The sequence below is a fragment of the Streptomyces sp. NPDC107581 genome, from assembly GCF_055657175.1.
In genome coordinates this window covers 232,591-258,081 of the sequence record NZ_JBVKBH010000008.1, presented here as the reverse complement: position 1 = coordinate 258,081, position 25,491 = coordinate 232,591, and the positions used below count along the sequence as shown (strand labels likewise).

Below are 25,491 nucleotides of genomic sequence, written 5' to 3'. Positions count from 1 at the left end.
GGCGCTACTTCACCGCGACCTGGGAGATGTCCAGAACACCGGTCCAGTCGCTGATGACGATGTTCTTGACGTCCGAGCCGTACAGGCGCTTGTAGACCGGGTGGAACAGCGGCACGACGAGGGCCTGCTCGCCGATCTTCTTGTCCAGTGCACCCCACCGCCCGGCGGCCGCGTCAAGGTCGGTCAACTTGTTGATCGCGTCAATCTCGTCATTGACCGACATGTCGTTCAACAGGCCCGTGTTGAAGTTCGCTCCGTCCTTGACGATCTGCCGGCCGTCGAAGATCGGGGCGAGGAAGGGGCCGCCGGAAGGCCAGTCGGCACCCCAGTGAGCGAGGAAGAAGCCGGGCTCGGTCTTCACACTGTGGATCTTGTCCTTGTAGTCGTTGTCCTCCAGGCCCTGCAGCTTGACCGTGATGCCGGCCTTCTTCAGGGCGTCCTGGATGGCGGTGGCGATCTCCGGGCTGGTCTCGAAGCTCCTGTCGTTGGAATGCGTGAGCGTCACCGTGAGCCCGCTCTTGTGACCGGCCTGGGCGAGCAGCTCCTCGGCCTTGGCGGCGTTGCCCGTCCTGCCCGCCGGGAAGGGGTCGTAGGGCGTGTGGCCGAAGGACTTCTGGTCGGGCAGGAAGGTGGTGCCGGCCTCGGCGAGCGCCGAACCGCCGGCCGCGTTGACGACGGACGAGCGGTCGATGGCGTACGAGATCGCCTGCCGCACCTTGGGGTCGTCGAACGGCTTCACCTTCGGGTTGAAGGCGATGTAGTTGGTGTAGCCGAAGTGGCCGGTGCCCACGCGCGCGGCCAGTTGCTTGTCGCCGGTCACCTTGGCGAGTTCGGCCGGGCCGAGGTTGGTGTCCGTGGTGACCGCGGCCGCGTCCGCTCCCTGGGACGCGGACAGTCGCTGGTTGATCACGGAGGAGTCGAGGCCGGACCGCACGTCGATGGAGTCCGGGTAGGCCTTGCGCTCGGCGTCGACGGCGGTGGACCAGTACGTGTTGCGCTCCAGGACGAGGTGCTCGCCGTCGTTCTCGTTCTTGACGACCTTGTAGGGGCCGGACGAGACCGGGTGCTCCTCGTACCTGGTGCCCGTGTCCTTGCCCTTCGGGACCGGGGTGAACTGCGTCTGCGTGGCGAGGAACGGGAACTCGCCCTCGGGCTTGTTCAGGTGGAAGACGATGGTCCGCTCGTCCGGCGTCCCGATCGCCGAGAGGCCCTTCTTGTCCTTGTACGGGCCCTGGTAGTCCGCCGCGCCGACCAGCCAGTCGCGCAGGTAGGGAGCGCCGCCGGAGAGCTCGGGGGCGAAGGAGCGCTCGATGCCGTACTTGATGTCGGCCGAGGTGATCGGGGTGCCGTCCTCGTACTTGAGGCCCTTCTTCAGGGTGTACGTCCACACGGTCGCGTCCTTGCTGGGGCGCCCGGTGTCGGTGGCCAGGTCCGGGACGACCTTGGCACCGGCCGCGCCGTTCTCGCGGTTGCGCGTGGTGAGCGTGCGGAACACGAGCGAGGGGACGTTGCCGCCGCCGGAGGTGTACAGGCGGGCGGGGTCGAAGTCCTGCTGCGGCTCGGAGTTCAGGACCGTGAGCGTGCCGCCCTTGTGCGGCGTGGAGTCGCCACCGGAGCCCTTGGCATCGTTGTCCTTCGGGCCGCAGGCGGCGGCGCCCGCTGCCACGACCAGGGCAAGCGAAACGGTCGCCACGCGGGCGCTCTTCACGGACGGTTGACGCATCGGAATGACGACCTCTCGAATGCTGAGACAAGTGAACGAGGAGTGAGACGGCAGTGAACGCACGTCGGCCCCGGCGTCGGGTCGTCGAAAAAGCCGTGACACGGTCACGGACGGAAGAGAGCAGAGATCGCGACGCGAGCGCCAGGAGGCGGCGTCAGCGACAGTCGATGTCGGCCACGCAGAGAGCGGTCACGCCGATCAGCGCCAGCTCGATGGCGGCGCTGTAGGAGACGGCATGACTAGACCACATGCGCCAAAATATGAACGACCCGTCGACTCATGTCAATGTGACATCAGCGGCGGCTGTCAACTCCTGGGATAGGGCCAGGGATTGGGCAGACAGTGGATTCCGTCGTGGTCGAGGAACTTGGTCTGCTGCTGCATGACCGGGGCGAGTTCGCCGTCCTTCTGGCACGTCACATGGCCGTGGCCGAGCCGGTGGCCGACCTCGTGATTGATGAGCATCTGCCGGTATGCATACATTTTGTCGCCATATGTCTTGCTGCCCTGTGCCCATCGGTAGGCGTTGATCATCACGCGCTCGGTGGACGCCGAGTCGCAGGAGACGTTGTCCTCCGTGGTGTCCAGGCCCGACTTGGCGCACCACTTGGCGGTGGTGCCGGGGCTGGCGAGCGTGATCACGAAGTCGGGCTTGCCGGAGGAGATCCGCTCGAAGGTACGGGCGCCGCCGTGGGCCCAGCTGCGGCTGTCGTTGAGCGTCTTCTGCACGGCCTCGGCGAACAGCTCGCCGTCCAGGCCGAGCCCCTGTTCGACGTCCACGCGGTAGGTGTACTTCTGCCCCTTGCCGGGCGCCTTGTCGAACCCCAAAACGGCGTCGAACTTCCCCGAGCCCTTCATGGTGGCGCCGAGCGGGTACCTCCGGTCCATCTTCTGCTCGTACGTCAGCGTCGCCACGCTCGGCGCCGCCGAGGGGGCAGCCTGCCCGGGGGCACGCGCGTCGCGCGCCTGGTCGGTGGCGGACTGCGACTGCGCGCCGCTGCCGTCCCGGTCGTCGGCGACCTGACCGGCCACCACGACCGCGAGCACGGTGGTCACGGCGGCGGCCGCGATGCCCGCGAAGGCCCGCCCCTTGTTACCCGTGCGCTGGGCGGGCACACCGGCGGGCGGCGCACCGTCGCCGTCACCGGACGGGGAGCCGGACCCCGCCCCGGAACCGGAACCGACGGCAGCCGTGCCCACACCAGGGCTGTGCGACTCCTGCGATACGGCGGGCCCGCCGCCGGAACGGGGCGCGAAGACGTCGGCGTCCTCCTCGAAGGCGTCGAGGTAGTCCTGCCGGGGCCCGCCGCCCGGGCCACCGGGCCGGCCCTGCCGCTGCGTCCGTCCCCGCCCTTGCCGCTGCCGGGGCAGGGCGACACCGGGGCCGCCGGGGCTCTGCTGCACCCCGGAGGCAACCCCGGCCACGCCACCGGCCGGCCCCCCGAACTCGCCCCAGCCACCGCCGCCTTCACGCTGCTCGGGGTGCCCACCCCGAGCGTCCGGAGCACCACCGGCGAGCCCCGGCACACCTCGCACAGGGGTGCCGTCGGGAAGCCGGGGCACGCCGTGGACGGGGGTGCCGTCGGGAAGCCGGGGCACGCCGTGGACGGGGGTGCCGTCGGGAAGCCGGCGCACGCCGGAGGCCGGGGTGCCGTCGGGAAGCCGGGGCACGCCGTGGGCCGGGGTGCCCGGCGGGAAGCCGGAGGCGGCCTGTGCGGTGTTCGGCGGTCCGTAGTCGTGGGTGGCGCTTCCCGGTGCCTGGCGCTGGCCGGGCAGGCCGGGCCGCTGGGCTCCACCGGGCGGGCCGGCAGCCCGGCCCCGTTCGTCTCGCTGTGCGGATATGTCCGCGGAGTCGCCCTTGGGGGCCGGTCCGCGGCGGCTGTGGCGTCCCACCTGCGCCCTCAGCTCCCCGCACCCGCGGCGGCGACGTCGCCGCCTCCGGCCGATCCGGCGCCGGGCACCGCGGCCTCGCCGTCACCTCGCGACCCGCCCACGCCTGTATCTCCCAACTCCCCTGCTTCCGCAAGGAGTTCCCGGAACGACCCGGCCACCACTTCCGGGTACTCCATCATTGCCACGTGCCCGGCCTCCGGCAAGGACAGCAGGCGGGAGTCGCGGAAGGAGCGCGCGGCCCTGCGGGCCATGCGGAAGCCGACCAGCTGGTCACGGCCGCCGTAGATCAGCAGGGTCGGCGCGAGCACGCGCTCGGCCTGGCGCCACAGCCCGTGCTGGCCGCCGAGCGTGTAGGCGTTGACGATCCCGCGCGCCGAGCGCGCCATCGCGTCCCAGAAGTACGGCAGTTGCAGCCGCCGCTCCAGCTCTTCCACGGCGTGCCGGAACGCCTCGTCCGACACCCGCCCGGGATCGCCGTAGCACAGGGCCATCACGCCGCTCACGCGCTGCTCGGCCGTCCACTCCTTGGTGAGCCGGTTGAACAGGACGACGATGCCGGGCACACCCAGCAGCGCCGTCGGCACCGCGGTGCGCTGCACACGCAGCTCCGGCAGGGCGGGCGAGACCAGCGTGAGCGTCCGGACCAGGTCGGGGCGTACGGCGGCGACGCGCGTGGCGACCGCTCCGCCGAGGGAGTTGCCGAAGAGGTGGACCGGACCGCGCTCGGCGGCGTCGAGGTAGCGGATGACGGCGCGCGCGTGCCCGGTGACGGAGTAGTCGCCGTCGTCCGGGGGCGGGGAGTCGCCGAAGCCGGGCAGATCGACCGCCTCGCTGTCGACGAGGCCGTCGAGCTCCGCCATCAGCTGCGACCAGTTCTGCGAGGAGCCGCCGAGTCCATGGACGTAGAGCGCGGGCGGCAGGCCCTCGCGCGCGGGCCGGCGCGAACGGACGGACAGGGTGACCCCCGGCAGCCCCACCGACCGCAGCCGCTCGCCCTCGCCGACCCGGACGGGCGCCACCCTGGGGAGCACACTTGCGGCCGGCACGGAGGGCGACTCGGTCGAAGACATGCGGCAATGTTACGAGACGATCACGCTGTGGCTCATGTGTTCGCCGTCACAGGCGGGGCTCGCCGTGTCGCATACCGGGCCGAAGCACCGCACGGCCCGGCACACGGCTGATCCACACCACCGAACCGGCACGACCCGACCGGCACCACCAAAACCTCGAAAACCGGCCCAGCCGACATCTCCAGACCGGCACCATCGAAACCTCGAGAACCGACCCATCCCGCATCTCCAGACCGCCACCACCGAAACCTCGAAACCGCCACGGCCGAAACCGCGAAACCCGGACCGCCGAAACCGCGCCCCCGAACCCCTCGGAGGACAGGCCTCCACGGCATGGCGTCCGGATCAGGTGTCTCCTAGGCTCGTACCGAGGGCACCCGTATGTGGCCCCTGCTGTTTCCAGGGACGTTCGTAGGAAGGGAGCCCACCATGGCCTATGACCCCGTCGAGCCGGATGTGATCGAGGATCCGGCGGCCGACGACACCCGGGAGATCGACGTCGAGGCCCCCGAGGGCGACAGCGTCGAGCAGCACGCCGACATCGCGCCGGACCGCGACGACCCCCTTACGGAAGTGGATCCGGCGCGCGGGAACGAGGCCGATCTCATCGAACAGGCGCGCGTGGTCTCACTCGACGAGGACGACTATCGCTGACCCCGCAGGACCTCACGGCACCGCGCGGAGCCGCCTCAGGCCGCTGCTCCGAACGCGCACGGCGGGCTTCGCGGCTTTCGTCGCCGTCCGGTACGTGAAATTCTGCGCTCGCACCGCGCACACCACGGTTACCGAAAAGTACGATGGCCGCGCGGCCGACACCGCATGTGGACGACTCTGGGAGGCGGCGTGACAGCCATCGAGCAAACTGAGGCAGCGCGCCCGCGTGGCACGCGTCTGCCACGCCGAGCCCGACGGAACCAGCTGCTGGGCGCAGCGCAGGAGGTCTTCGTCGCGCAGGGCTACCACGCCGCGGCGATGGACGACATCGCCGAGCGGGCCGGTGTCAGCAAGCCGGTGCTCTACCAGCACTTCCCCGGCAAGCTCGACCTCTACCTCGCCCTGCTGGACCAGCACTGCGAGTCGCTGATCCAGGCCGTGCGCGGTGCGCTCGCCTCGACGACCGACAACAAGCATCGCGTACGGGCGACCATGGACGCCTATTTCGCGTACGTCGAGGACGACGGCGGCGCCTTCCGCCTGGTCTTCGAGTCGGACCTGACGAACGAACCCGCGGTGCGCGAGCGGGTCGACAAGGTCACCAACGAATGCGCCGAGGCCATCTGCGACGTCATCGCCGAGGACACCGGTCTCTCACGCGCCGAGTCGATGCTGCTCGCCTCCGGTCTCGGCGGTCTCGCCCAGGTGGTCGCACGCTCCTGGCTGCACAGCGACCGCAGCGTGCCGCGCGACGAGGCGGTGCAGCTGCTGGCCTCGCTGGCCTGGCGGGGCATCGCCGGCTTCCCGCTGCACGGCAACGAGCACCACTGACGGCCGTTTGTTCCCAAAGCGTGTTCGCTGTTGGCGTTCCGGTCCGCAGCGTGTACGTCCCCTCACCGGGCTAATGTGTGCTGCGTACGGCGCGGAAGATCGCGCACATCACTGACCGTCGGAGGGACATAGCCGTGGAGGTCAAGATCGGCGTGCAGCACTCGCCCCGCGAGATCGTTCTGGAGAGCGGTCAGAGCGTCGAGGAGGTAGAGCGTCTGGTGTCGGAGGCGCTGGCCGGAAAGACGCAGCTGCTGAGCCTCCAGGACGAGAAGGGCCGCAAGGTCCTGGTCCCGGCGGACCGCCTGGCGTACGTGGAGATCGGTGAGCCGACGGTCCGCAAGGTGGGCTTCGGCACCCTGTAGGTCCATGCGGAGAGGGGCCCGGCGGCACTGTGCCGCCGGGCCCCTCCGTCTGTGGGACGTGCACACAGACAGAGCACAAGTCATCCACAGATGATGATTGCAATCCGCAGGTCACGGGTATGACGGGCTACGACCGCGAAGCACGGGCCGGCCGTGGGAGGGACCCCCGACATGATCCTGGAAGCAATCGGATCCGCCTTGCTCGGTCTGATCCTGGCCTGGGCGGCGACCCACCGGTTCGCACACCGGCTGCCCGCCCGCCACCTCGTCTTCTCGACCGGCGTCGCAGGGGCCCTCTTCGGCGACTTCGTCACCCACAGCGCCCTCGGCCCCGGCAGCCCTCTGCTGAGCCTCCTCGGCGCCGCGATCGTCTCGGCCGCCTCTCTCTCCCTGCTCCTGCGCCCGGCAGGCCGCCTGCGCCGACGATCAGCGACGGCGTAGCCGTCCCGGCGCAGGCGGCACAGCCGTCCGCTCTCAGGCCGCGAGGCCGAGCGCGGCCATCCGCTTGGTGTGCGCCTCGGTGATCCGGGAGAACATCCGCCCGACCTCCGCGAGGTCGAAGCCGTCGGCCACGCCCCCCACGAGCATCGTGGACAGCGCGTCCCGGTCGGCGACGACCCGCTGCGACTGCGAGAGCGCCTCCCCCATCAGACGACGTGCCCACAGCGCCAGCCGCCCGCCGACACGCGGGTCGGCGTCGATGGCCGCGCGCACCTTCTCCACCGCGAATCCGGCGTGCCCGGTGTCGTCGAGGACGGCGAGCACCAGCTCGCGCGTGTCGGAGTCCAGCCGGGCCGCGACCTCCCGGTAGAAGTCACTGGCGATCGAGTCGCCGACGTACGCCTTGACCAGGCCCTCCAGCCAGTCCGACGGCGCGGTCTGCCGGTGGAAGCCGTCCAGGGCCGCGACGAACGGGTCCATGGCCGCGGTCGGCTCCTCGCCGATCTCGGTCAGCCGGTCCCGCAGCCGCTCGAAGTGGTGGAACTCGGCCGAGGCCATCTTCGCCAGCTCCGCCTTGTCCGCGAGGGTGGGCGCCAGTTTGGCGTCCTCCGCGAGCCGCTCGAACGCCGCCAGCTCTCCGTACGCGAGCGCGCCGAGCAGGTCCACGACCGCGGCACGGTACTGCGGATCGGCGGAGGCCCGGGCCCAGTCCTGGGCTGCGACACCGGTGTGCCCGGCGGAGGCGGCGGAGGCGTTCTCAGGCTTGTCAGAGCTAGTCATGAGGCGCACAATAGCCCGCTTGCCGGGCCTGGGAAGCCCCTGGTCAACCACTGTGACCACGACTACGTGACCAATTCGGCCATCGCATGTGCGCGAATCCGGGGTATGGTGGTAATGCGCCTGCTGAGTGCGTCGGTACTGAACGACGTATTCCGACAGGGCGCACGCATGAGGATGCCCGGTCGGTGGCCCGATCGGCTCCGACCCGACAGCCCTCCCTGGCCGTACGACTCAGTACGTACGACGACCGGAGGGACACCCTCAGCGGTACGAGCGCTAGAGCGTCGGCAGAGGTCCCGTGTCATACGGCTTGCCCAAGTGGTTCGTCCGTACGGCAGCCGACGTCCCCGGCACGGTCAGACATGACCCCCGCGCTCGCCTCGCACCGCGCACACAGAAGAGGCAAAACCCTGACTACGACGTTTCGAGAACTCGGAATCCTTCCCGAGACCGCCGAGGCCCTGGACGCCGTCGGCATCACGACTCCCTTCCCCATCCAGGAGATGACGCTCCCCGTCGCCCTGTCCGGAACGGATGTCATCGGCCAGGCCAAGACCGGCACCGGCAAGACGCTGGGCTTCGGCCTCCCGCTCCTTGAGCGCGTCACCGTCCCTGCCGACGTCGAGGCCGGCCGCGCGCAGCCCGAGGCCGTCACCGACACCCCGCAGGCGCTCGTCGTCGTCCCCACGCGCGAGCTGTGCACGCAGGTGACCAACGACCTGCTGACGGCCGGCAAGGTCCGTAACGTGCGCGTGCTGGCGATCTACGGGGGCCGGGCCTACGAGCCCCAGGTCGAGGCCCTGAAGAAGGGCGTCGACGTGGTCGTCGGCACCCCGGGCCGCCTGCTCGACCTCGCGGGCCAGAAGAAGCTGAACCTCAAGCACGTCAAGTGCCTGGTCCTCGACGAGGCCGACGAGATGCTCGACCTGGGCTTCCTGCCCGATGTCGAGAAGATCATCAACATGCTTCCGGCCAAGCGCCAGACCATGCTGTTCTCCGCGACCATGCCGGGTGCGGTCATCGGCCTCGCGCGCCGCTACATGTCCCAGCCCACCCACATCCGCGCCACCGCGCCGGACGACCAGGGCGCGACGGTCGCGAACATCAAGCAGTTCGTCTACCGCGCGCACTCCATGGACAAGCCGGAGATGGTCGCCCGCATCCTGCAGGCCGACGGCCGCGGACTCGCGATGATCTTCTGCCGTACGAAGCGGACGGCCGCCGACATCGCCGAGCAGCTGCAGCGCCGCGGGTTCGCCTCCGGCGCGGTCCACGGCGACCTCGGCCAGGGCGCGCGCGAGCAGGCCCTGCGGGCCTTCCGCAACGGCAAGGTCGACGTCCTCGTCTGCACCGACGTCGCCGCGCGCGGCATCGACGTCGAGGGCGTGACCCATGTCATCAACTACCAGTCCCCCGAGGACGAGAAGACGTACCTGCACCGCGTGGGCCGTACCGGCCGTGCGGGCGCGAAGGGTACGGCCATCACGTTCGTCGACTGGGACGACATCCCGCGCTGGCAGCTGATCAACAAGGCGCTGGAGCTGGACTTCAACGACCCGGTGGAGACGTACTCCAGCTCCCCGCACCTGTTCTCGGACCTCGGCATCCCCAAGGGCACCAAGGGCACTCTGCCGCGCTCGGAGCGCACCCGCGCCGGGCTCGACGCGGAGGAGCTGGAGGACCTGGGCGAGACCGGCGGCCGTGGTGCGCGCGGTCGCGGTGGCCGGGGCGGCCGTGACGGCCGCGATGGCCGCGATGGCCGCGACGCCCGGACGGGGTCCGATGCCGACGCGTCGGCCGAGCGGGAGCGCTCGGCGCGCACGCCGCGCCGTCGCCGCCGCACGCGCGGCGGTGCACTGCTGGACTCTTCCACCGCTGCCACCACTTCCACCGCTACGACCGCCACGGCGCCGACCGCCGAGACCGGCCCCGCGGAGGAGCTCACGGAGACCCGCACCCCGCGCCGCCGTCGCCGTACGCGTGCCGGATCCTCGGCGGAGGCAGTGACGTCCGCCGCACTGGCGGAGGCAGTGACGTCCGCCGCCCCGGCGGAGACAGTGACGTCCGCCGCCCCGGCGGAGACAGTGACGTCCGCTGCACCGACCGCGGCTGCCGAGGCCGCCGTCGCCACGGCGGAGGGCGCCGGTGTCACGCCGGAGACCCCGGAGAAGCCGCGCCGCCGCCGTACGCGGAAATCGGCGGAGGCCACCGAGGCGCCGCTGACGCAGACCGAGGCACCGGTGGCTCAGGCCGAGACGGCTGTGGTCGTCGAGCCCGCGCCGGTGGCCGCCGCGCCCGAGGCAACGGCAGAGGCTGCCGAGGCCAAGCCGCGTCGCCGCACCCGCAAGACGGCCGAGCCGGCCACCGAAGCAGCGGTCGACACGGCGGAAGCCACCGAGGCCAAGCCGCGCCGCACCCGCAAGACCGCCGCTGCCGCCGCCGAAACCACGGTGGACGGGGCCGAGGTGGCCGAGGCCAAGCCGCGCCGCACGCGGAAGACGGCCGCCGCCGCACCCGAGGCTGCGCTCGACACGGCCGAAGCCACCGAGGCCAAGCCGCGCCGCACCCGCAAGACCGCTGCCACCGCCACCGCCCCCGAGACGGTGGAGGCGGAGGCCGAGGCCAAGCCGCGCCGGCGTACTCGCAAGACGGCCGAGCCCGCTGCCGAAGCGGCGGTCGCGACCGCAGAGGGCACGGACGAGGCCGCCCCGGCGACCAAGCCGCGCCGCACCCGCAAGACCGTCGCCGCCACCGCCACCGCCCCCGAGGCAGTGGAGACGGAGGCCGAGGCCAAGCCGCGCCGCACCCGCAAGACCGCCGCTGCCGCCGCCGAAACCACGGTGGACGGGGCCGAGGTGGCCGAGGCCAAGCCGCGCCGCACGCGGAAGACGGCCGCCGCCGCACCCGAGGCTGCGCTCGACACGGCCGAAGCCACCGAGGCCAAGCCGCGCCGCACCCGCAAGACCGCCGCCGCCGCCGAAACCACGGTGGACGGGGCCGAGGTGGCCGCGCCCAAGGCTCGACGGACCCGTAAGGCCGTTGCCGAGGCGGCCACTGCGGAGATTCCGGCGCAGGCCACCGGGGAACCGGAGGTCAAGCCGCGTCGCCGTACCCGCAAGGCCACGGCGGCGGTCGTGGAGGCCACCGAAGCCTGATCCGCGCATCGGCTCACCGGCCGAACAGCGCAACGGCGTCACGCCGACGGCCCGGCCCACACAGTGGGCCGGGCCGTCGGCGTTCCCGCCTCGCCCCCGCGCCCGGCAGGCCGGTGCGGCCCGATAATCTCTCTCCATGAGCAGGCCTGCCACGTTCGTCCCGCCCCCCGGTGCCCGTGCGTACTCTCTGCGCACCGCGCGCGGCGAGTTCGCCGTCGTCGACGCTCCCGTGGCCGCCGGGGTCGAGCCCAGAGGCGTCGCTCTGCTGCTGCCGGGGTTCACCGGGAGCAAGGAGGACTTCAATCCCCTGCATGTGCCGCTGGCCGAGCGCGGGTACCGGACCGTGGCCGTGGACGGGCGCGGACAGTACGAGTCGGACGGCCCCGAGCACGACGAATCCGCCTACGCGCAGGAGGAGTTGGCGCGAGACGTGCTGGCACAGGCGGAGGCGGTCGGAGGGCCCGTGCATCTGCTGGGCCACTCGCTGGGCGGGCAGATCTCGCGCGCGGCCGTGCTGATCGACCACGCCCCGTTCCTGTCGCTCAGCCTGATGGCCTCGGGGCCCGCACAGATCTCGGTCTCCCAGCAGCAGCGCGTGAAGCTGCTGCGGGACGCGCTCGGTGTGATGACGATGGCCGAGGTGTGGGACGCGATGCAGGCGATGGAGGCGCCCGAGGAGACCGACACGGGCGGGCTCGACGACGGCCTGGACGACCGGGAGGATCTGCGGCACCGCTGGCTGGGCAACAAGCCCGCCCAACTCCTGGCCACCGGGCGCCAGTTGTGCACGGAGCCGGATCGGGTCACCGAACTGGCCGCGGTACCGCTGCCGTTCCATGTGCTGTCGGGTGCGCTGGACGACACCTGGCCGCTGGCGCTGCTCGACGAGATGGCGGCGCGGCTCGGGGCCCGGCGGTCCGTCATCGACGGTGCCGAGCACTCCCCCAACACCGACCGTCCGCTCGCCACGGCACGCGCCATGGCCGACTTCTGGGACGACCACCCGGGCTGAGACCGGTGACCGACCCCGGGGTCGAGACCGAAGACCGGCGACGCGCCCTCGGACGTAGACCGGCAACGCGCCCCCGGACCGAGACCGGCAACGCACCCCCGGACCGAGACCGGCGACGCGCATCGGCGCGGCCAGGCCCGTACCCGTGGCTCGTACCGGGCGACCAGGCCCTTACCGGCGGCCCTTACCGGCGGCCCGTACGGACGTGGCCAGGCCCGAACCGGCGCGGCAAGTCGCGCGCCGCGGCGCCTAGTACTGCGTCTGGAGGTGCTCCCAGAAGCCTTCCCGCAGGGCGTGCCGCAGGTCGCCCTGGCCGCGCAGCGAGTACTGGAGCACACGCTCCGCCTCGACCAGGAGGTCCTGATCGACGGAGCCGGGCAGGCGGGGGTGGCCGGGCAGCAGGTCGGCCAGGGACTCTCGGCCGCGGGCGGCCAGCCACTTCGCCGCGATCTGCGCGCCGACGAAACGGACGTCCTCGCGGCTGGGCCGGGCCCCGGCAGGGGCCTCGTAGGCGGCGGCCGTGCGGCGGGCGACGTACGGCTTGAAGAACTCCAGGTCGAGGGTGCGCTGGCTGTCGACCTCCCAGAGCAGCGGCTCGGCCTGGTTGCGCCCCTCGGGCGCCTCGATGCCCCACAGGTGGACGCGCGCGCCGTAGCCCTGGGCCGCCTCCACCGCCGACACCAGGTCCTCGTCGCCGCCGAGCAGGGCCGCGTCGCTGATCGCGCGGTGCCGGGCGAGGGACTCCAGGTCGGAGCGGATGAGGGAGTCGACGCCCTTCTGCTGGTTGTTGGCGTTGAGGTTGCCGAGGCGGACCTTGACGTCGGGCAGTTCGGCGATGGACTGCTGCTCGGCGGTGTGGATGCGGCGGCGGGCGCCGTCGTACCAGTAGACGCGCAGCAGGCGGCTGTCCGCGAAGATGGTGCGGGCCTTGTCGATGAGTGCGTCGATCAGGCCCTCGGCATCGAGGTCGAAGGCCCGGCGGTCCTCGGTCCCGGCGACCAGCCGGCCGGCCGCCGCATACAGATAGCCCGCGTCGACGAAGATCGCGTGGGTCGAGGGCGTCTTCGCCACCTCGGCGAGCATGCGCTGCAGCAGCTCGTTCGTGTGGTCGATGCGGCCGGAGAGGGCCGCCAGGTCGTCGTTCATCGCCTCCATTGTCCCGGCGGTCACGCTACGAACACAACCGGTCCCGGTCAGTCCCGCGGACCCCGCTTACCGGTCAGTAATTAGACGTTCGAAAAATTTCTTTAGCGTAGGGAATGTTTGTAACGTGAAGGCCGTTGACTATGAGGACACCACGTCACACCCAGTAGTTCTCCTCAGGAGGATGACCAGACGAAGGGAGAAGCCATGCGCTTCGAAATCATGCGACTCGACGAGGTCGACGGCACCACCGTGGACAGCACCGTCGTGGACGCCGCCTCCGTCAACCGGATCGTTCAGCAGGCCGCCGCCATCGGACAGCGCCTGTGGATCCGCCCGGCCGAGACCAAGCCGGCCTCGTAACGGGCAGCGACACTCAAGCTTTCCGGGGGAGCCGAGGCGACGTCTCAGCTCCCCCGGATCACCTGAGTGACACCGTTGATGATCTGCTGCACCGCGATCGCGGAGAGCATCATGCCCGCGAGCCGCGTCACCAGGACCACACCGCCGTCCTTGATGACCCGGATGATCAGCAGCGAGTAACGCATCACCAGCCACAGCACGACGTGGATCGCGAGGATCGCGGACCACACCGAGACCTGCGTGGCCACACTGTCGGCCTTCTGCACGGCCAGGATCACGGACACGATGGCGCCGGGCCCGGCCAGCAGCGGCATGCCCAGCGGCACCAGGGCGACGTTCACGTCCTTCGTCTGCTTCGGCTCATCGGTCTTGCCGGTGAGCAGGTCGAGCGCGATCAGCAGAAGCAGCAGACCGCCCGCGATCATCAGCGCGGGGACGGAGACGTGCAGGTAGTTCAGGATCTGGTGGCCCAGGACGCCGAAGACGGCGATGACCCCGCCCGCCACGCAGACGGCCTGGAAGGCCATCCGCTTCTGCACCTTGGCGGGGCGCCCCGCGGTCAGCGCGAGGAAGATCGGGGTGATCCCCGGGGGATCCATGATGACAAAAAGGGTCAGGAAGAGAGAGCCGAAGACAGCGACGTCGAACATGGGGGAAGCACAAGCCTTGCAGGAAGAAGAACGGGCATGAGGTGGCGCGGGGTCGACCCCTGAGGGTCTCAGGCCCCGCCGGTCCCCGGGACGGGAAACGCGCCGGTGGCCCGCCGGATGATCTCCCCGTACACCTCGGGGTCCGTCGTGTCCGCGCCGAGTGCCACGCTCTTGCGGCTGCCGTGGTAGTCCGAGGACCCGGTGACCAGCAGCCCCAGCTCCTTCGCGAGGCCGCGCAGACGGGCCCGGGAGTCGGCGTCATGGTCCATGTGGTCGACCTCGATGCCGTCCAGACCGGCCGCGGCCATCTCGGCGATCGCGGACTCCGGCACCGTACGGCCACGCTTGGCGGCGGCCGGATGCGCGAAGACGGTCACGCCGCCCGCGCCCTTGACCAGCCGGATCGCCTCGAAGGGGTCGGTCTCGTGCTTCTCCACGTAGGCCCGGCCGCCGTCGGCCAGCCACTCCTCGGTGAACGCGTCGCTCACCGTGGGCACCACACCCAGCTCGACGAGCGCGGTGGCCACATGGGGACGCCCCACGGAGCCGCCGGCGGCGATCCGCTCGACCTGCTGCCACGTGACGGGCACGCCCAGCGCGTTCAGCTTGGTGACCATGCCCTGCGCCCGCGGCACCCGGTCGTCCCGGACCAGTTCGCGCTCGGCGAGCAGGGCGGGCTCCTCGGGGTCGAAGAGGTAGGCCAGCATGTGCATGGAGATGCCGTCGATGCGGCAGGACAGCTCGGCGCCGGTGACCAGGGTGAGCCCCTCGGGCAGCGCGGCGGTCGCCTCGGCGTACCCACGGGTGGTGTCGTGGTCGGTCAGCGCGACGACGTCCAGACCGGCCGCGGCGGCATTGCGCACCAGCTCGGCCGGGGTGTCCGTACCGTCGGAGGCCGTGGAGTGACAGTGCAGGTCGATGCGCACGACGTGTACTCCAGGCGATGACGGACGGAAGGGGACACCCAAGGATACCGGGAGCCCGCCCATGCCCTGTCACACCCGCACTTGATGGGCACCCCCTACACACACCCGCCGAAGGTAAGCATCGGTCCGCACAAAGGGGCGCGGGCGCCGAGGGGGCACCGCCTTTCAGGTCGGGCACGGAGAGGTGAGGGTGAGGACCCGTTCCGGGTGCGGACCCATTTCGAGTGCGGGTGCGACCCCATGCCGGGACCGGGTGCGACCCCATGCCGGGACCGGGTGCGGACCCATGCCGGGACCGGGTCCGTCGTGGCTGGTCGCGCAGTTCCCCGCGCCCCTGGGTGACTCGCCGTCCCGCAGCCCCACCGGCCGCACCCGCATCGGCCCGGACCCGGAGCACGCCGACCCTCACTCACCCCACGGTCGAACCCGCTACCACCTCACGGCTTGAGCAGCCGCGGCGACAACGCCCCGCAAGGCACCAGATCCAGCTCGGCCCCTGCATCCCGCAGATCCGTCAGCACCAGCTCGTCGTACATGAGCAGGCCGGCCTGCTCGGGCCACATCACCGCCCACAGCCACATCCCGAGCGCCTCACCGGCGAAGACGGCGCGGTCGTCGGGGGTGCGGTAGACATGCCAGAGCGGGGTCGGACGTCCGGCGGCGAGGACCTTCGCCTGGGGCGGCTTCTCCACGTTCATGTACGCCCCCGGGTCCGGACCGTCGATGCCCGCGTACCGCGCACCGAGGCCGACGCCGAGTTCCTCCGCGACCAGGATCATCTCGCCCATACCGCCGAGCGGGCCGGGGCCGGAGCAGGCCACGGCGCTGGCGCGGCCGCCGCTGCGGTCGTCACCCGCATAGGTCACGCCCGTGAACAGCCACCCGACCGGCAGCGGCCACGGCATCCACACCGGGACCTGCGTGCGGTGCACCACGACATTGAGCGCCTCGACGCTGGGCGGGATCACGGGCTGCAGCGGATACACCGTCCCGTGCACGTCGCACTGCCAGGAATCGGCGAAGAGTCCGGGAGCCCTGACCCGGCCACCACACTTCGGGCAACTGGGTTCGCCCCTCATAGGGCTCCACGGTCCTACCCCTGCACGCCCACGTCAAGGACGATCACCCGTCCGGACGGAACCCGGTCACCGCGCTCACCGGAGGAAACTAGATGCATCTTGCATTAATTAGCTCGGCTAACTTACCGTGTGCATAAACCAACCATTCGCTCGTCCGGACGGGAGAAGCACATGGACCCCTTCGACGCGGGAGCCGGCGGCATCCTGCGACAGCCCAAGGCGGTCTGGGCCACGGCCGGCGCCTCCGTCGTCGCCTTCATGGGCATCGGGCTCGTCGACCCGATCCTGCCGTCCATCGCCCGGGGCCTGGACGCCACCGCCGGCCAGGTGTCCCTGCTCTTCACCTCGTACTTCCTGATCACCGCGGTGGCGATGCTGCTGACCGGCTTCGTCTCCAGCCGCATCGGCGGCCGCAGGACGCTGCTGCTCGGCCTCGCCTTCGTGGTCGTCTTCGCGGGTCTGGCCGGCACGTCGGACTCGGTCGGCCGGCTCGTCGGCTACCGGGCCGGCTGGGGTCTGGGCAACGCCCTGTTCGTCTCGACCGCCCTCGCGGTCATCGTGGGCGCGGCGAATCCGGGAGGGGCCGCCCACAGCACGTCGGACAACGGTGGTGGCGGGCGACGGGCAGCAGGCGGCGCGGCGGCGATCCTGCTGTACGAGTCCGCGCTCGGACTCGGCATGGCCTGCGGCCCGCTGCTCGGCGCGGTCCTCGGCAACGCCAGCTGGCGCTACCCCTTCTTCGGCACGGCCACGCTGATGGCGATCGGCTTCCTGTGCATCACGGTGCTCCTGAAGGAGCAGCCGAAGCCCGCACGCAGGACCTCGGTCCTCGATCCGCTCAGGGCGCTCGGCCACGGCGGCCTCGCCTCGACGGCGGTCTCGGCGTTCTTCTACAACTACACGTTCTTCACCGTGCTGGCCTTCACGCCGTTCGTGCTGAACATGACCCCGTACCGGTCGGGCGCCGTGTTCTTCGCCTGGGGTGTGCTGCTCGCCGTCTTCTCCGTGATCGTGGCCCCGCGGATGCAGGCACGGTTCGGCTCGCTGAAGGTGCTCGGCGGCTCGCTGCTGCTGCTCGCGGCGGACGTGCTCGTGCTCGGCTACGGCAACCACACCGCGGCTGTCGTCTGCACGATCCTGTCCGGCGCCTTCATCGGTGTGAACAACACGGTCTACACCGAACTGGCCCTCGGCGTGTCGGATGCGCCGCGGCCGGTGGCGAGCGCGGGCTACAACTTCGTCCGCTGGTTCGCGGCCGCAGCGGCGCCGTACTTCGCGCCGAAGATCGAGGGGTGGACGGACATCCGCATCCCGTTCGTGGTCGCGGCGGTCACCGCGGTGCTGGGCGCGGTGGTGGTCGTCGTACGGCGCGATGCGCTGACGCACGAAGCCGCGGAACTTGAGACGGCGCACGCCACCGAGGACGGTGTCGGCGCCTTCGTCAACTGACCGATTCCAGCCTCGGGTTGGTGAGATCGGTCACTTCCCGGATCAGTCGAGCGGCACGGACGCGCGGGCGGGGTCCCTCAGGTCCGTCCCGTTCGTGAGCCAGCGCTCCTGGAGGGCCTGCGCGCCGTGCACCCGTTTCCAGGCAGCCTCGTTCGGAGTCATCGGCAGCAGCGGCAGGAACCGCACGGGATCCATCGGCTCGTCCAGCTCCAGATCCTCGACGAGACCGCCGGGTTCGCCCACCAGGACCGAGGTGAAGGGGGCGCCGGGCCACAGCGGTCCGCCCACGTCCAGGGAGGCGCCGGGGGCCACCACCACGCCCTCCACCTGCGGGGACGCGGCGAGTACGGCGAGTGCGCGAAGGGCCTTGTCGGTCTCCGCGAGGCCCGCTCGGACGGACAGCACCAGCTCGGCGCGGGGGCCCTTGACGGGGTCGGCCAGCATCGCCGTGGGGTCCGTCATGGGGTGCGCGGACATGCCGAGCGTGGCGTAACGGACCACGGCTCCCTCTTGGCCGGAACCCTGAAAGCGGAGCACCTCGATGCGGTCCGTACCGAGGAAGGTGACCGCCGCGCGTGCGTCCGGTTCGCCCAGCGCAGTGCTCAACCGTGCCTCGACCAGAGGGAGAACATCAACCATGTGGTGAGCATAGAACTCGTCAGCAGCGGGCAAAGCGGCGCCTTGACACTTCGGGCGACTGCTACGCTGAGCCGGTGGTTCGGGGCAGCACGCAGAAGCGTCGCTATCAAGCCCCGACGCCGATGAGACTCCCTTACGAGGGACCGGCCGGAGGAGGTGGGGCTGTCATGGATCGAAGTCGACCGTGCAGTACCACTCGCTCTTCCGGCTGCTGATCTGATTTCCGGCTGGCTGCCGCCTTCCTGTTCGTGTTGTCGTTCGGAAGAGCACTTCGTCTCGCTTTGCCCTGATCTGTCTGACCTGAATCAGTCCTGCATCAGCAGCGAAGTCGCCACCGCGACGGTGCGGTGCTCCCCGCTTTGTGGACGTGCCAAACATCCGCAGTCAGGACGTCCCCATTCCGGGTAGTTCCACCCGTCGCCGCGCGCTGTCGCTGCCCGCCCGCGAAGGAGCCTGCCCATGTCGATGATCCGCGACCTGCGCGCCGTGGTCCGTCCGTCGTCCCGCCCCTCGCTCCGCAAGGAGACGAGCGCGTCCTACGACACCACCCGCGACCCCGCGACGCCCTCGGCCGTCGTCGACTGCGCCGTCTACCGCGACGGCTCCCGGGTGCCGAGCGCCAAGCCGGTGACCCCGCAGGAGGCGATGCGTCAGGTACGCCGTGACGGCGGATTCGTGTGGATCGGCCTGCACGAGCCGACCGAGGCGGAATTCGCGGGTATCGCAGCCGAGTTCGGGCTGCACCCGCTGGCCGTCGAGGACGCGGTCCAGGCCCACCAGCGGCCCAAGCTGGAGCGGTACGACGACTCGCTCTTCACCGTCTTCAAGACCATCCACTACGTCGAGCACGACGAACTGACCGCCAACAGCGAGGTGGTCGAGACCGGCGAGGTCATGTGCTTCACCGGCCGGGACTTCTTCATCACCGTCCGGCACGGCGGCCAGGGCTCCCTGCGGGCGCTGCGGCACCGGCTGCAGGACGACCCCGAGCTGCTCGCGAAGGGTCCCTCGGCCGTGCTGCACGCCATCGCCGACCATGTCGTGGACGGCTACATCGCGGTCGCCGACGCGGTGCAGGACGACATCGACGAGGTGGAGACCGAGGTCTTCTCCCCCGGCCGCCGGGGCGGGGTCTCGCGCGGTGTGGACTCGGCGCGGATCTACCAGCTCAAGCGCGAGGTGCTGGAGTTCAAGCGGGCGGTGGCTCCGCTGCTGCGACCGATGCAGCTGCTGAGCGAGCGGCCGATGCGGCTGGTCGACCCGGACATCCAGAAGTACTTCCGGGACGTCGCCGACCACCTCGCCCGCGTCCAGGAGCAGGTCATGGGCTTCGACGAGCTGCTCAACTCCATCCTCCAGGCCAACCTGGCACAGGCGTCCGTCGCGCAGAACGAGGACATGCGCAAGATCACCGCCTGGGCCGCGATCATCGCCGTACCGACGATGGTGTGCGGGGTGTACGGCATGAACTTCAAGTACATGCCCGAGCTGCACTGGAAGTACGGCTACCCGGTGATCATGGGCATCACGGCCGCCCTGTGTCTGGGCATCCACCGCACGCTCAAGCGCAACGGCTGGCTGTGAGCGCGGCTGGATAGGCTGGGCGCATGACAAGCGAGCTGCCCGGCCGGGCCCTGCACGACCAGGCCCTCATCGAGGAGGCCACGAAGAAGTCCGGCCTCGTCTGGGTCAAGGGCGCCGGGGCCCCGGCGGCGCGTGCGCTGTGGCACGTGTGGCACGAGGGTGCGTTGTGCCTGGTCGGCGACGGGCCCGGGGAGCAGCCGCTGCCCGCTCTGACGGACGGCGGTGCCGCCGAGGTGACCGTGCGCAGCAAGGACAAGGGGGGCCGGCTGGTGAGCTGGGCGGCGACCGTGTCCGAACTGGCCCCGGGCTCGCCGGAGTGGGAGGCCGCGGTCGCCGAGCTGAAGGGGAAGCGATTGAACGCCCCCGACGGCGAGCGGATGCCGGAGCGCTGGGCCCGCGAGTGCAGGGTGCTCCGCCTGGCGCCGACGGGGTCCTCCGCACCGCTGCCCTCCGGAAGCCTGGCCGAGCGCCCGGTCCCGACCCCGGCGACGACCCGCCGCCCCGTCCCGCCGGGCCTGCCCAGACTGCTGGCGAAGCGCCGCAGGAAGTAGGACCGGAGGGCCGGGAAGGAACTCGGACCAGAGGGCCGGGAAGAAGGCCCAAGGGCCGGGAAAGAGGCCGGAGGGCCGGGAAGAGGCAAGGGCCCGGCGGCGGTGCCGGGCCGGCCGCAACCCCGTGCGCAGGCCCCGGCCGGACGGGCTACGACGTCGGCAGCTGCTTGCCGTAGTCCACCGTCTCCGACTTCGCCGGGTCGGTCACGGTGAAGTCCTTGCCCCAGTCCGAGAAGCTGAGCGTGCCCGCGCTGCCGCCCCGCACCAGGCGGAGCGGGTACGGCGTGCCCTCCAGGGAGACGTCGAGGGTGCCGCCCGAGCCGGAGTCGCCGGTGATGCGGATCGCCGGGGTGCCGGACTGGTCGTGGTGGCCGTCGGCGGCCAGCTTGCCGTGCAGCGTCAGCAGTCCGCCGAGCAGGACGTCCTTGTCCGTGAAGCCGCTGAACTTCTTGTAGGCGGGATCGCCCTGCGGCACCTTCACGTACTTGCCGTCCAGCTTGCCGGCGGCACCGTCGCTGCCGTCCGCGTGGTTCCAGAAGCCCGCGTCGGCCTTCAGATACAGCTGCTTGCCGACCCGCAGCAGCCGGAACGTGGACCCCCCGGAGGTGACCGAACCGGTACCGCCCTCCGCCTTCAGCCGCATGTCCAGCGTGTACGTACGGCCACTGGTGACCACGGTCCCCGACAGCCGCACCGCGGGCGCCGTCTGCGCCGCGGCCCGCGTCTTCGCCTGGATCTGGTCGGCGGGCAGCTTGCCGACCCCGTTGGTCCCCGCGTCCGGATCGTCGCTGCACCCCGTCAGCACCATCGCTCCCGAAACGGCCAGCGCGCATGTCGCGGCCGCCAGCGCGGCCCGGCGGGTACGGCCCCGGGGAATCGCAGTCACAGGTGGTGCTGCCTTTCTGACGGTTCCTGAGCGGCGTACGGCAGCGTACCGGGGCCCCGGGCGCCCGACGGAGCCAGTCCGTCCGGACCGCCCACCAGGGCGTATCCGATCAGGACGGGCTAGCCTGAAGCGCACCCGAGCGGTCACATCTGAGCAATTCACACCATTCCAGCGCCAACCGACACGATCTCCACGCAAAGGAAGCACCGTCATGGCAGCCGGCGCCCCCCGGATCTTCGTCTCGCACATCGCCGGGGTCCCCGTCTTCGATCCGACCGGTGACCAGGTGGGACGCGTGCGCGATCTGGTCGTCATGCTGCGGGTCGGACGACGGCCCCCACGCGTCCTCGGGCTGGTCGTCGAGCTGTCCACCCGACGCCGTATCTTCCTGCCCATGACCCGGGTGACCGGCATCGAGTCGGGGCAGGTCATCACCACCGGCGTGCTCAACGTCCGGCGCTTCGAGCAGCGTCCCACCGAGCGGCTGGTCTTCGGGGAGCTGCTGGACCGGCGGGTGAAGCTGGTGGAGACCGGCGAGGAGGTCACCGTCCTCGACCTGGCCGTGCAGCAGCTGCCCGCACGCCGGGACTGGGAGGTCGACCGCGTCTTCGTCCGCAAGGGGAAGAAGGGCGGCGCCTTCCGGCGGGCCAGGGGAGAGACGCTGACCGTGGAGTGGTCGGCCGTCACCGGGTTCTCGCTGGAGGAGCACGGACAGGGCGCCGAGAGCCTGCTCGCCACCTTCGAGCAGCTGCGCCCCGCCGACCTCGCCAACGTGCTGCACCACCTCTCCCCCAAGCGCCGCGCCGAGGTCGCCGCCGCCCTCGACGACGACCGGCTCGCCGACGTCCTGGAGGAGCTGCCGGAGGACGACCAGATCGAGATCCTCGGCAAGCTGGCCGAGGAACGCGCGGCCGACGTCCTGGAGGCCATGGACCCGGACGACGCGGCCGACCTGCTGGGCGAGCTGCCGGAGGCGGACAAGGAGCGGCTGCTGAGCCTGATGGAACCCGCCGACGCGGCCGAGATGCGGCGCCTGATGTCGTACGAGGAGCACACCGCCGGCGGTCTGATGACGACCGAGCCGATCGTGCTGCGCCCGGACGCCACGGTCGCCGACGCGCTCGCCCGGGTCCGCAACCCGGACCTGTCCCCCGCCCTCGCCGCCCAGGTCTACGTCTGCCGCCCGCCCGACGAGACCCCGACCGGCAAGTACCTGGGCACGGTGCACTTCCAGCGGCTGCTGCGGGACCCCCCGTACACCCTGGTCAGCTCGCTGGTGGACGACGACCTGCAGGCCCTCGACCCCGACGCCGCGCTGCCCGTGGTCGCCGGGTTCTTCGCCACGTACGACATGGTCGCCGCGCCCGTCGTGGACGAGTCCGGGGCGCTGCTCGGCGCGGTGACCGTGGACGACGTACTCGACCACATGCTGCCCGAGGACTGGCGGGAGACGGAGTTCCACCTGAACGACGAGACCGACGGGGCCGACGGAACCGGCGGAGCCGGCGGGACCGACGCGACCGGCGGGACGGCGGACGAGGGGGCGAATGCCCATGGCTCCTGAGCGTGAGAGCGCCCGCGAACGCACCGCGACGGGCGCCACGGCCGCCGCCCGGCCCCGCACGCCCCGTCTGGACCAGCCGCGCCCGCCCCGGCGCCGGATCCTGCCCGAGTGGGACCCGGAGGCCTTCGGCCGGCTGTCGGAGAAGATCGCCCGCTTCCTGGGCACGGGACGCTTCATCGTCTGGATGACGGTCGTCATCATCCTGTGGGTGGTCTGGAACATCGCCGCGCCGGCCAACCTGCGCTTCGACAACTACCCCTTCATCTTCCTGACCCTGATGCTGTCCCTGCAGGCCTCCTACGCCGCCCCGCTGATCCTGCTCGCCCAGAACAGGCAGGACGACCGCGACCGGGTCAACCTGGAGCAGGACCGCAAGCAGAACGAGCGGTCGATCGCCGACACCGAGTACCTGACCCGGGAGATCGCCGCACTGCGCATGGGCCTGGGCGAGGTGGCGACCCGCGACTGGATCCGCTCCGAACTGCAGGACGTGGTCAAGGAGGCGGAGGAACGGCGGCGGCACGACGGTCATGTCGTATTCCCGGCGGAACGGTCGGAACGGTCGCCGGGACGTGACGCAGACGACCGCTGAGGGGCTACCCGGAGGCACCACGACGCGCCGTACCATCGTCCTTATGGCTACGGAAGACGCGGTGCGCGAGGCACTGGCGACGGTGAACGACCCCGAGATCAACCGACCCATCACCGAACTCGGGATGGTCAAATCGGTGGAGATCGGTGCGGACGGAGCGGTCGCGGTGACCGTGTACCTGACCGTCTCCGGCTGTCCCATGCGCGACACCATCACCCAGCGGGTGACCGAGGCGGTCTCCCGGGTCGAGGGCGTCACCCGCGTCGACGTGACGCTGGACGTGATGAGCGACGAGCAGCGCAAGGAGCTGGCGGCGGCCCTGCGCGGCGGCCAGGCCGAGCGCGAGGTCCCCTTCGCCAAGCCGGGCAGCCTCACCCGGGTCTACGCGGTCGCCTCCGGCAAGGGCGGCGTCGGCAAGTCCTCGGTGACGGTGAACCTGGCGGCGGCGATGGCCGCCGACGGCCTGAAGGTCGGTGTCGTGGACGCCGACATCTACGGCCACTCGGTACCGCGCATGCTCGGCGCGGACGGCCGCCCGACCCAGGTCGAGAACATGATCATGCCGCCGTCCGCGAACGGCGTGAAGGTCATCTCCATCGGCATGTTCACCCCGGGCAACGCCCCGGTCGTCTGGCGCGGCCCGATGCTGCACCGTGCCCTCCAGCAGTTCCTGGCGGACGTCTACTGGGGCGACCTGGACGTCCTGCTCCTGGACCTGCCGCCCGGCACCGGCGACATCGCCATCTCGGTCGCCCAGCTGGTGCCGAACGCCGAGATCCTGGTCGTCACCACGCCCCAGCAGGCGGCGGCCGAGGTGGCCGAGCGCGCCGGCTCCATCGCGGTGCAGACCCACCAGAAGATCGTCGGCGTGGTCGAGAACATGTCCGGCCTGCCCTGCCCGCACTGCGGCGAGATGGTCGACGTCTTCGGCACCGGCGGCGGCCAGACGGTCGCCGACGGCCTGACCCGCACCACGGGTGCGACGGTCCCGGTCCTCGGCAACATCCCCATCGACGTCCGCCTGCGCGAGGGCGGCGACGAGGGCAAGCCGGTGGTCCTGACCGACCCGGACTCCCCGGCGGGCTCGGCCCTGCGCGCCATCGCGGGCAAGCTCGGCGGCCGCCAGCGGGGCCTGTCGGGCCTGTCCCTGGGGATCACCCCGAAGAACAAGTTCTGAACTCGCACGCCTGCGATCCGCGGCTCCGCCCTTGGTCAACTCTTCGACCAGCGGCGGAGCCGTCGTCGTTGGCCGGCGTTCGTTGTCGTTGGCCGACGTTCGTTGTGTTGGCCGGCGTTCGTTGTCGTTGGCCGGCGTTCGTTGTCGTTGGCCGGCGTTCGTTGTCGTTGGCCGGCGTTCGTTGTCGTTGGCCGGCGTTCGTTGTCGTTGTGCGCCTTCGGACCGCCCGGCGACGGCCCGGCGCCTCGCTGTCACCGCCGACGCCGCGTCTCCGCCGGCGCCGCATCACCGCCGACGCCACGTCACCGCCGACGCCGCGGTTTCTCCGGGACCGAGGACGCCGACCGGCGCAGGCATCGGCTGGCCGGGGCCCGCACGGTCGCCATCGCGGTCGTACAGGCACACGATGGACATGACGGAACTGGCAGGCGACTCGGCCGTGTGCCGGGACGCGACAGCCGGAAGGAGATGCGGAGCCATGCCCCAGTTCATGGATGTCCACCACGGGATGAAGGGCCTCACAGCCGACCAGCTGAAGCAGGCCCACGGGGCCGACCTCGCCATCGAGAAGGACGAGGGCGTCCACTTCGAGAAGGCCTGGGCAGACCCGGAGTCCGGCATCGTCTACTGCCTCTCCGAGGCCCCCTCGGCCGAAGCGGTCCAGCGCATCCACGAGCGCGCCGGTCACCGGGCCGACGAGATCCACCCGGTCCCCCTGACCGTGTGAACCGAAGGAGCCGATCCGGCACCTGACCGTGCGGCCCGAAGAAGCCGATCCGGCACCTGGCCCTGCGACCCGAAGGAGCCGATCCGGCACCTGACCGTGCGGCCCGAGGAGGCCGATCCGGTACACCGGGCATGCCGTGCTCGGGGCATGCCGTGCTCGGGGCATGCCGTGCTCGGGGCATGCCGTGCTCGGGGCATGCCGTGCTCGGGGCATGCCGTGCTCGGGGCATGCCGTGCTCGC

The 25,491-nt window shown here is 71.1% G+C and carries 25 protein-coding genes; 14 read left to right on the top strand and 11 right to left on the bottom strand.

Annotated elements, in window-relative coordinates; all coding sequences use genetic code 11:
• Positions 1-4: 4 nt before the first annotated feature.
• The 4 genes from ACZ7P3_RS22545 to ACZ7P3_RS22530 form a co-directional block, all read right to left on the bottom strand.
• Complete coding sequence (locus tag ACZ7P3_RS22545; protein WP_472084331.1) at positions 5-1,723, bottom strand: ABC transporter substrate-binding protein; 1,719 nt, start codon at positions 1,721-1,723, stop codon at positions 5-7.
• 154 nt (positions 1,724-1,877) lie between these two features.
• Positions 1,878-1,973: an Ms4533A family Cys-rich leader peptide gene (locus ACZ7P3_RS22540; RefSeq protein WP_351880145.1), complete on the bottom strand. Its 96-nt coding sequence runs from the start codon at positions 1,971-1,973 to the stop codon at positions 1,878-1,880.
• Positions 1,974-2,029: 56 nt separating this feature from the next.
• On the bottom strand, positions 2,030-3,616 hold the full coding sequence (locus ACZ7P3_RS22535) for a DUF3152 domain-containing protein (RefSeq protein WP_472084329.1): 1,587 nt from the start codon (positions 3,614-3,616) through the stop codon (positions 2,030-2,032).
• An 8-nt stretch (positions 3,617-3,624) separates the two neighbouring features.
• Positions 3,625-4,686, bottom strand: a complete 1,062-nt coding sequence (locus ACZ7P3_RS22530) for an alpha/beta fold hydrolase (RefSeq protein WP_472084327.1) — start codon at positions 4,684-4,686, stop codon at positions 3,625-3,627.
• A gap of 429 nt (positions 4,687-5,115) precedes the next feature.
• Between ACZ7P3_RS22530 and ACZ7P3_RS22525 the strand changes: the two genes are divergently transcribed.
• From ACZ7P3_RS22525 to ACZ7P3_RS22510, 4 genes are all read left to right on the top strand, one after another.
• On the top strand, positions 5,116-5,340 hold the full coding sequence (locus ACZ7P3_RS22525) for a hypothetical protein (protein ID WP_472084325.1): 225 nt from the start codon (positions 5,116-5,118) through the stop codon (positions 5,338-5,340).
• A 189-nt stretch (positions 5,341-5,529) separates the two neighbouring features.
• Positions 5,530-6,171, top strand: coding sequence for a TetR/AcrR family transcriptional regulator (locus ACZ7P3_RS22520; RefSeq protein WP_472084323.1), 642 nt, complete (start codon positions 5,530-5,532; stop codon positions 6,169-6,171).
• 134 nt (positions 6,172-6,305) lie between these two features.
• Positions 6,306-6,533, top strand: coding sequence for a DUF3107 domain-containing protein (locus ACZ7P3_RS22515; RefSeq protein WP_472084322.1), 228 nt, complete (start codon positions 6,306-6,308; stop codon positions 6,531-6,533).
• A gap of 171 nt (positions 6,534-6,704) precedes the next feature.
• On the top strand, positions 6,705-6,974 hold the full coding sequence (locus ACZ7P3_RS22510; RefSeq protein WP_472084320.1) for a hypothetical protein: 270 nt from the start codon (positions 6,705-6,707) through the stop codon (positions 6,972-6,974).
• Between the two features lie 33 nt (positions 6,975-7,007).
• Here the strand turns inward: ACZ7P3_RS22510 and ACZ7P3_RS22505 are convergent, their stop codons facing one another.
• The gene (locus ACZ7P3_RS22505) at positions 7,008-7,754 is read right to left on the bottom strand and encodes a ferritin-like fold-containing protein (RefSeq protein WP_472084318.1); all 747 of its coding nucleotides are present in this window, start codon (positions 7,752-7,754) and stop codon (positions 7,008-7,010) included.
• Positions 7,755-8,257: 503 nt separating this feature from the next.
• Here ACZ7P3_RS22505 and ACZ7P3_RS22500 point away from each other — a divergent pair.
• On the top strand, positions 8,258-10,909 hold the full coding sequence (locus tag ACZ7P3_RS22500; RefSeq protein WP_472084596.1) for a DEAD/DEAH box helicase: 2,652 nt from the start codon (positions 8,258-8,260) through the stop codon (positions 10,907-10,909).
• 136 nt (positions 10,910-11,045) lie between these two features.
• The gene (locus ACZ7P3_RS22495; RefSeq protein ID WP_472084316.1) at positions 11,046-11,921 is read left to right on the top strand and encodes an alpha/beta fold hydrolase; all 876 of its coding nucleotides are present in this window, start codon (positions 11,046-11,048) and stop codon (positions 11,919-11,921) included.
• Positions 11,922-12,170: 249 nt separating this feature from the next.
• Here ACZ7P3_RS22495 and ACZ7P3_RS22490 read toward each other — a convergent pair whose 3' ends face one another.
• Positions 12,171-13,067: an NYN domain-containing protein gene (locus ACZ7P3_RS22490; RefSeq protein ID WP_472084314.1), complete on the bottom strand. Its 897-nt coding sequence runs from the start codon at positions 13,065-13,067 to the stop codon at positions 12,171-12,173.
• 204 nt (positions 13,068-13,271) lie between these two features.
• Here ACZ7P3_RS22490 and ACZ7P3_RS22485 point away from each other — a divergent pair, with 204 nt between their 5' ends.
• Positions 13,272-13,427, top strand: coding sequence for a hypothetical protein (locus ACZ7P3_RS22485; RefSeq protein WP_472084312.1), 156 nt, complete (start codon positions 13,272-13,274; stop codon positions 13,425-13,427).
• A 44-nt stretch (positions 13,428-13,471) separates the two neighbouring features.
• Here ACZ7P3_RS22485 and ACZ7P3_RS22480 read toward each other — a convergent pair whose 3' ends face one another.
• From ACZ7P3_RS22480 to ACZ7P3_RS22470, 3 genes are all read right to left on the bottom strand, one after another.
• Positions 13,472-14,077 carry a MarC family protein gene (locus ACZ7P3_RS22480; RefSeq protein ID WP_472084310.1) on the bottom strand — a complete coding sequence of 202 codons (606 nt, stop codon included), beginning with the start codon at positions 14,075-14,077 and terminating at the stop codon, positions 13,472-13,474.
• A 68-nt stretch (positions 14,078-14,145) separates the two neighbouring features.
• Positions 14,146-15,003, bottom strand: a complete 858-nt coding sequence (locus ACZ7P3_RS22475) for a PHP domain-containing protein (protein WP_472084308.1) — start codon at positions 15,001-15,003, stop codon at positions 14,146-14,148.
• A 437-nt stretch (positions 15,004-15,440) separates the two neighbouring features.
• Positions 15,441-16,082 carry a DUF6758 family protein gene (locus ACZ7P3_RS22470; RefSeq protein ID WP_472084306.1) on the bottom strand — a complete coding sequence of 214 codons (642 nt, stop codon included), beginning with the start codon at positions 16,080-16,082 and terminating at the stop codon, positions 15,441-15,443.
• Positions 16,083-16,253: 171 nt separating this feature from the next.
• Between ACZ7P3_RS22470 and ACZ7P3_RS22465 the strand changes: the two genes are divergently transcribed.
• Positions 16,254-17,531: an MFS transporter gene (locus ACZ7P3_RS22465; protein ID WP_472084304.1), complete on the top strand. Its 1,278-nt coding sequence runs from the start codon at positions 16,254-16,256 to the stop codon at positions 17,529-17,531.
• A gap of 42 nt (positions 17,532-17,573) precedes the next feature.
• Here ACZ7P3_RS22465 and ACZ7P3_RS22460 read toward each other — a convergent pair whose 3' ends face one another.
• Positions 17,574-18,170: a suppressor of fused domain protein gene (locus ACZ7P3_RS22460; protein ID WP_472084302.1), complete on the bottom strand. Its 597-nt coding sequence runs from the start codon at positions 18,168-18,170 to the stop codon at positions 17,574-17,576.
• A gap of 459 nt (positions 18,171-18,629) precedes the next feature.
• On the opposite strand from ACZ7P3_RS22460, the gene ACZ7P3_RS22455 reads away from it, so the two are divergent.
• A complete protein-coding gene (locus ACZ7P3_RS22455) occupies positions 18,630-19,754 on the top strand; it encodes a magnesium and cobalt transport protein CorA (protein WP_472084300.1) in 1,125 nt (374 codons plus the stop codon).
• Positions 19,755-19,777: 23 nt separating this feature from the next.
• Positions 19,778-20,305, top strand: coding sequence for a hypothetical protein (locus ACZ7P3_RS22450; RefSeq protein ID WP_472084298.1), 528 nt, complete (start codon positions 19,778-19,780; stop codon positions 20,303-20,305).
• Between the two features lie 148 nt (positions 20,306-20,453).
• Here ACZ7P3_RS22450 and ACZ7P3_RS22445 read toward each other — a convergent pair whose 3' ends face one another.
• Positions 20,454-21,191, bottom strand: coding sequence for a hypothetical protein (locus tag ACZ7P3_RS22445; protein ID WP_472084296.1), 738 nt, complete (start codon positions 21,189-21,191; stop codon positions 20,454-20,456).
• A 211-nt stretch (positions 21,192-21,402) separates the two neighbouring features.
• Here ACZ7P3_RS22445 and ACZ7P3_RS22440 point away from each other — a divergent pair, with 211 nt between their 5' ends.
• The 4 genes from ACZ7P3_RS22440 (at position 21,403) to ACZ7P3_RS22425 (ending at position 25,251) form a co-directional block, all read left to right on the top strand.
• Positions 21,403-22,755 (top strand): magnesium transporter MgtE N-terminal domain-containing protein, encoded by a 1,353-nt coding sequence (locus ACZ7P3_RS22440; protein ID WP_472084294.1) that lies wholly within the window; start codon positions 21,403-21,405, stop codon positions 22,753-22,755.
• Positions 22,745-23,347 carry a DUF1003 domain-containing protein gene (locus tag ACZ7P3_RS22435; RefSeq protein ID WP_472084292.1) on the top strand — a complete coding sequence of 201 codons (603 nt, stop codon included), beginning with the start codon at positions 22,745-22,747 and terminating at the stop codon, positions 23,345-23,347. The genes ACZ7P3_RS22440 and ACZ7P3_RS22435 overlap by 11 nt, the downstream gene beginning before the upstream one ends.
• 43 nt (positions 23,348-23,390) lie before the next feature.
• Positions 23,391-24,524: an Mrp/NBP35 family ATP-binding protein gene (locus ACZ7P3_RS22430; protein WP_472084290.1), complete on the top strand. Its 1,134-nt coding sequence runs from the start codon at positions 23,391-23,393 to the stop codon at positions 24,522-24,524.
• 478 nt (positions 24,525-25,002) lie between these two features.
• Entirely contained in the window at positions 25,003-25,251 is a 249-nt protein-coding gene (locus ACZ7P3_RS22425; RefSeq protein ID WP_472084288.1) for an SCO4226 family nickel-binding protein, read from the top strand.
• Positions 25,252-25,491 lie beyond the last annotated feature (240 nt).

Bases quoted from the DNA above. Each gene is read 5' to 3' on its own strand.
- ACZ7P3_RS22545 (WP_472084331.1), bottom strand. From the start codon at position 1,723: ATGCGTCAACCGTCCGTGAAGAGCGCCCGCGTGGCGACCGTTTCGCTT.
- ACZ7P3_RS22540 (WP_351880145.1), bottom strand. From the start codon at position 1,973: ATGTGGTCTAGTCATGCCGTCTCCTACAGCGCCGCCATCGAGCTGGCG.
- ACZ7P3_RS22530 (WP_472084327.1), bottom strand. From the start codon at position 4,686: ATGTCTTCGACCGAGTCGCCCTCCGTGCCGGCCGCAAGTGTGCTCCCC.
- ACZ7P3_RS22525 (WP_472084325.1), top strand. From the start codon at position 5,116: ATGGCCTATGACCCCGTCGAGCCGGATGTGATCGAGGATCCGGCGGCC.
- ACZ7P3_RS22510 (WP_472084320.1), top strand. From the start codon at position 6,705: ATGATCCTGGAAGCAATCGGATCCGCCTTGCTCGGTCTGATCCTGGCC.
- ACZ7P3_RS22505 (WP_472084318.1), bottom strand. From the start codon at position 7,754: ATGACTAGCTCTGACAAGCCTGAGAACGCCTCCGCCGCCTCCGCCGGG.
- ACZ7P3_RS22500 (WP_472084596.1), top strand. From the start codon at position 8,258: ATGACGCTCCCCGTCGCCCTGTCCGGAACGGATGTCATCGGCCAGGCC.
- ACZ7P3_RS22495 (WP_472084316.1), top strand. From the start codon at position 11,046: ATGAGCAGGCCTGCCACGTTCGTCCCGCCCCCCGGTGCCCGTGCGTAC.
- ACZ7P3_RS22490 (WP_472084314.1), bottom strand. From the start codon at position 13,067: ATGAACGACGACCTGGCGGCCCTCTCCGGCCGCATCGACCACACGAAC.
- ACZ7P3_RS22485 (WP_472084312.1), top strand. From the start codon at position 13,272: ATGCGCTTCGAAATCATGCGACTCGACGAGGTCGACGGCACCACCGTG.
- ACZ7P3_RS22480 (WP_472084310.1), bottom strand. From the start codon at position 14,077: ATGTTCGACGTCGCTGTCTTCGGCTCTCTCTTCCTGACCCTTTTTGTC.
- ACZ7P3_RS22470 (WP_472084306.1), bottom strand. From the start codon at position 16,082: ATGAGGGGCGAACCCAGTTGCCCGAAGTGTGGTGGCCGGGTCAGGGCT.
- ACZ7P3_RS22465 (WP_472084304.1), top strand. From the start codon at position 16,254: ATGGACCCCTTCGACGCGGGAGCCGGCGGCATCCTGCGACAGCCCAAG.
- ACZ7P3_RS22460 (WP_472084302.1), bottom strand. From the start codon at position 18,170: ATGGTTGATGTTCTCCCTCTGGTCGAGGCACGGTTGAGCACTGCGCTG.
- ACZ7P3_RS22455 (WP_472084300.1), top strand. From the start codon at position 18,630: ATGTCGATGATCCGCGACCTGCGCGCCGTGGTCCGTCCGTCGTCCCGC.
- ACZ7P3_RS22450 (WP_472084298.1), top strand. From the start codon at position 19,778: ATGACAAGCGAGCTGCCCGGCCGGGCCCTGCACGACCAGGCCCTCATC.
- ACZ7P3_RS22440 (WP_472084294.1), top strand. From the start codon at position 21,403: ATGGCAGCCGGCGCCCCCCGGATCTTCGTCTCGCACATCGCCGGGGTC.
- ACZ7P3_RS22435 (WP_472084292.1), top strand. From the start codon at position 22,745: ATGGCTCCTGAGCGTGAGAGCGCCCGCGAACGCACCGCGACGGGCGCC.
- ACZ7P3_RS22430 (WP_472084290.1), top strand. From the start codon at position 23,391: ATGGCTACGGAAGACGCGGTGCGCGAGGCACTGGCGACGGTGAACGAC.
- ACZ7P3_RS22425 (WP_472084288.1), top strand. From the start codon at position 25,003: ATGCCCCAGTTCATGGATGTCCACCACGGGATGAAGGGCCTCACAGCC.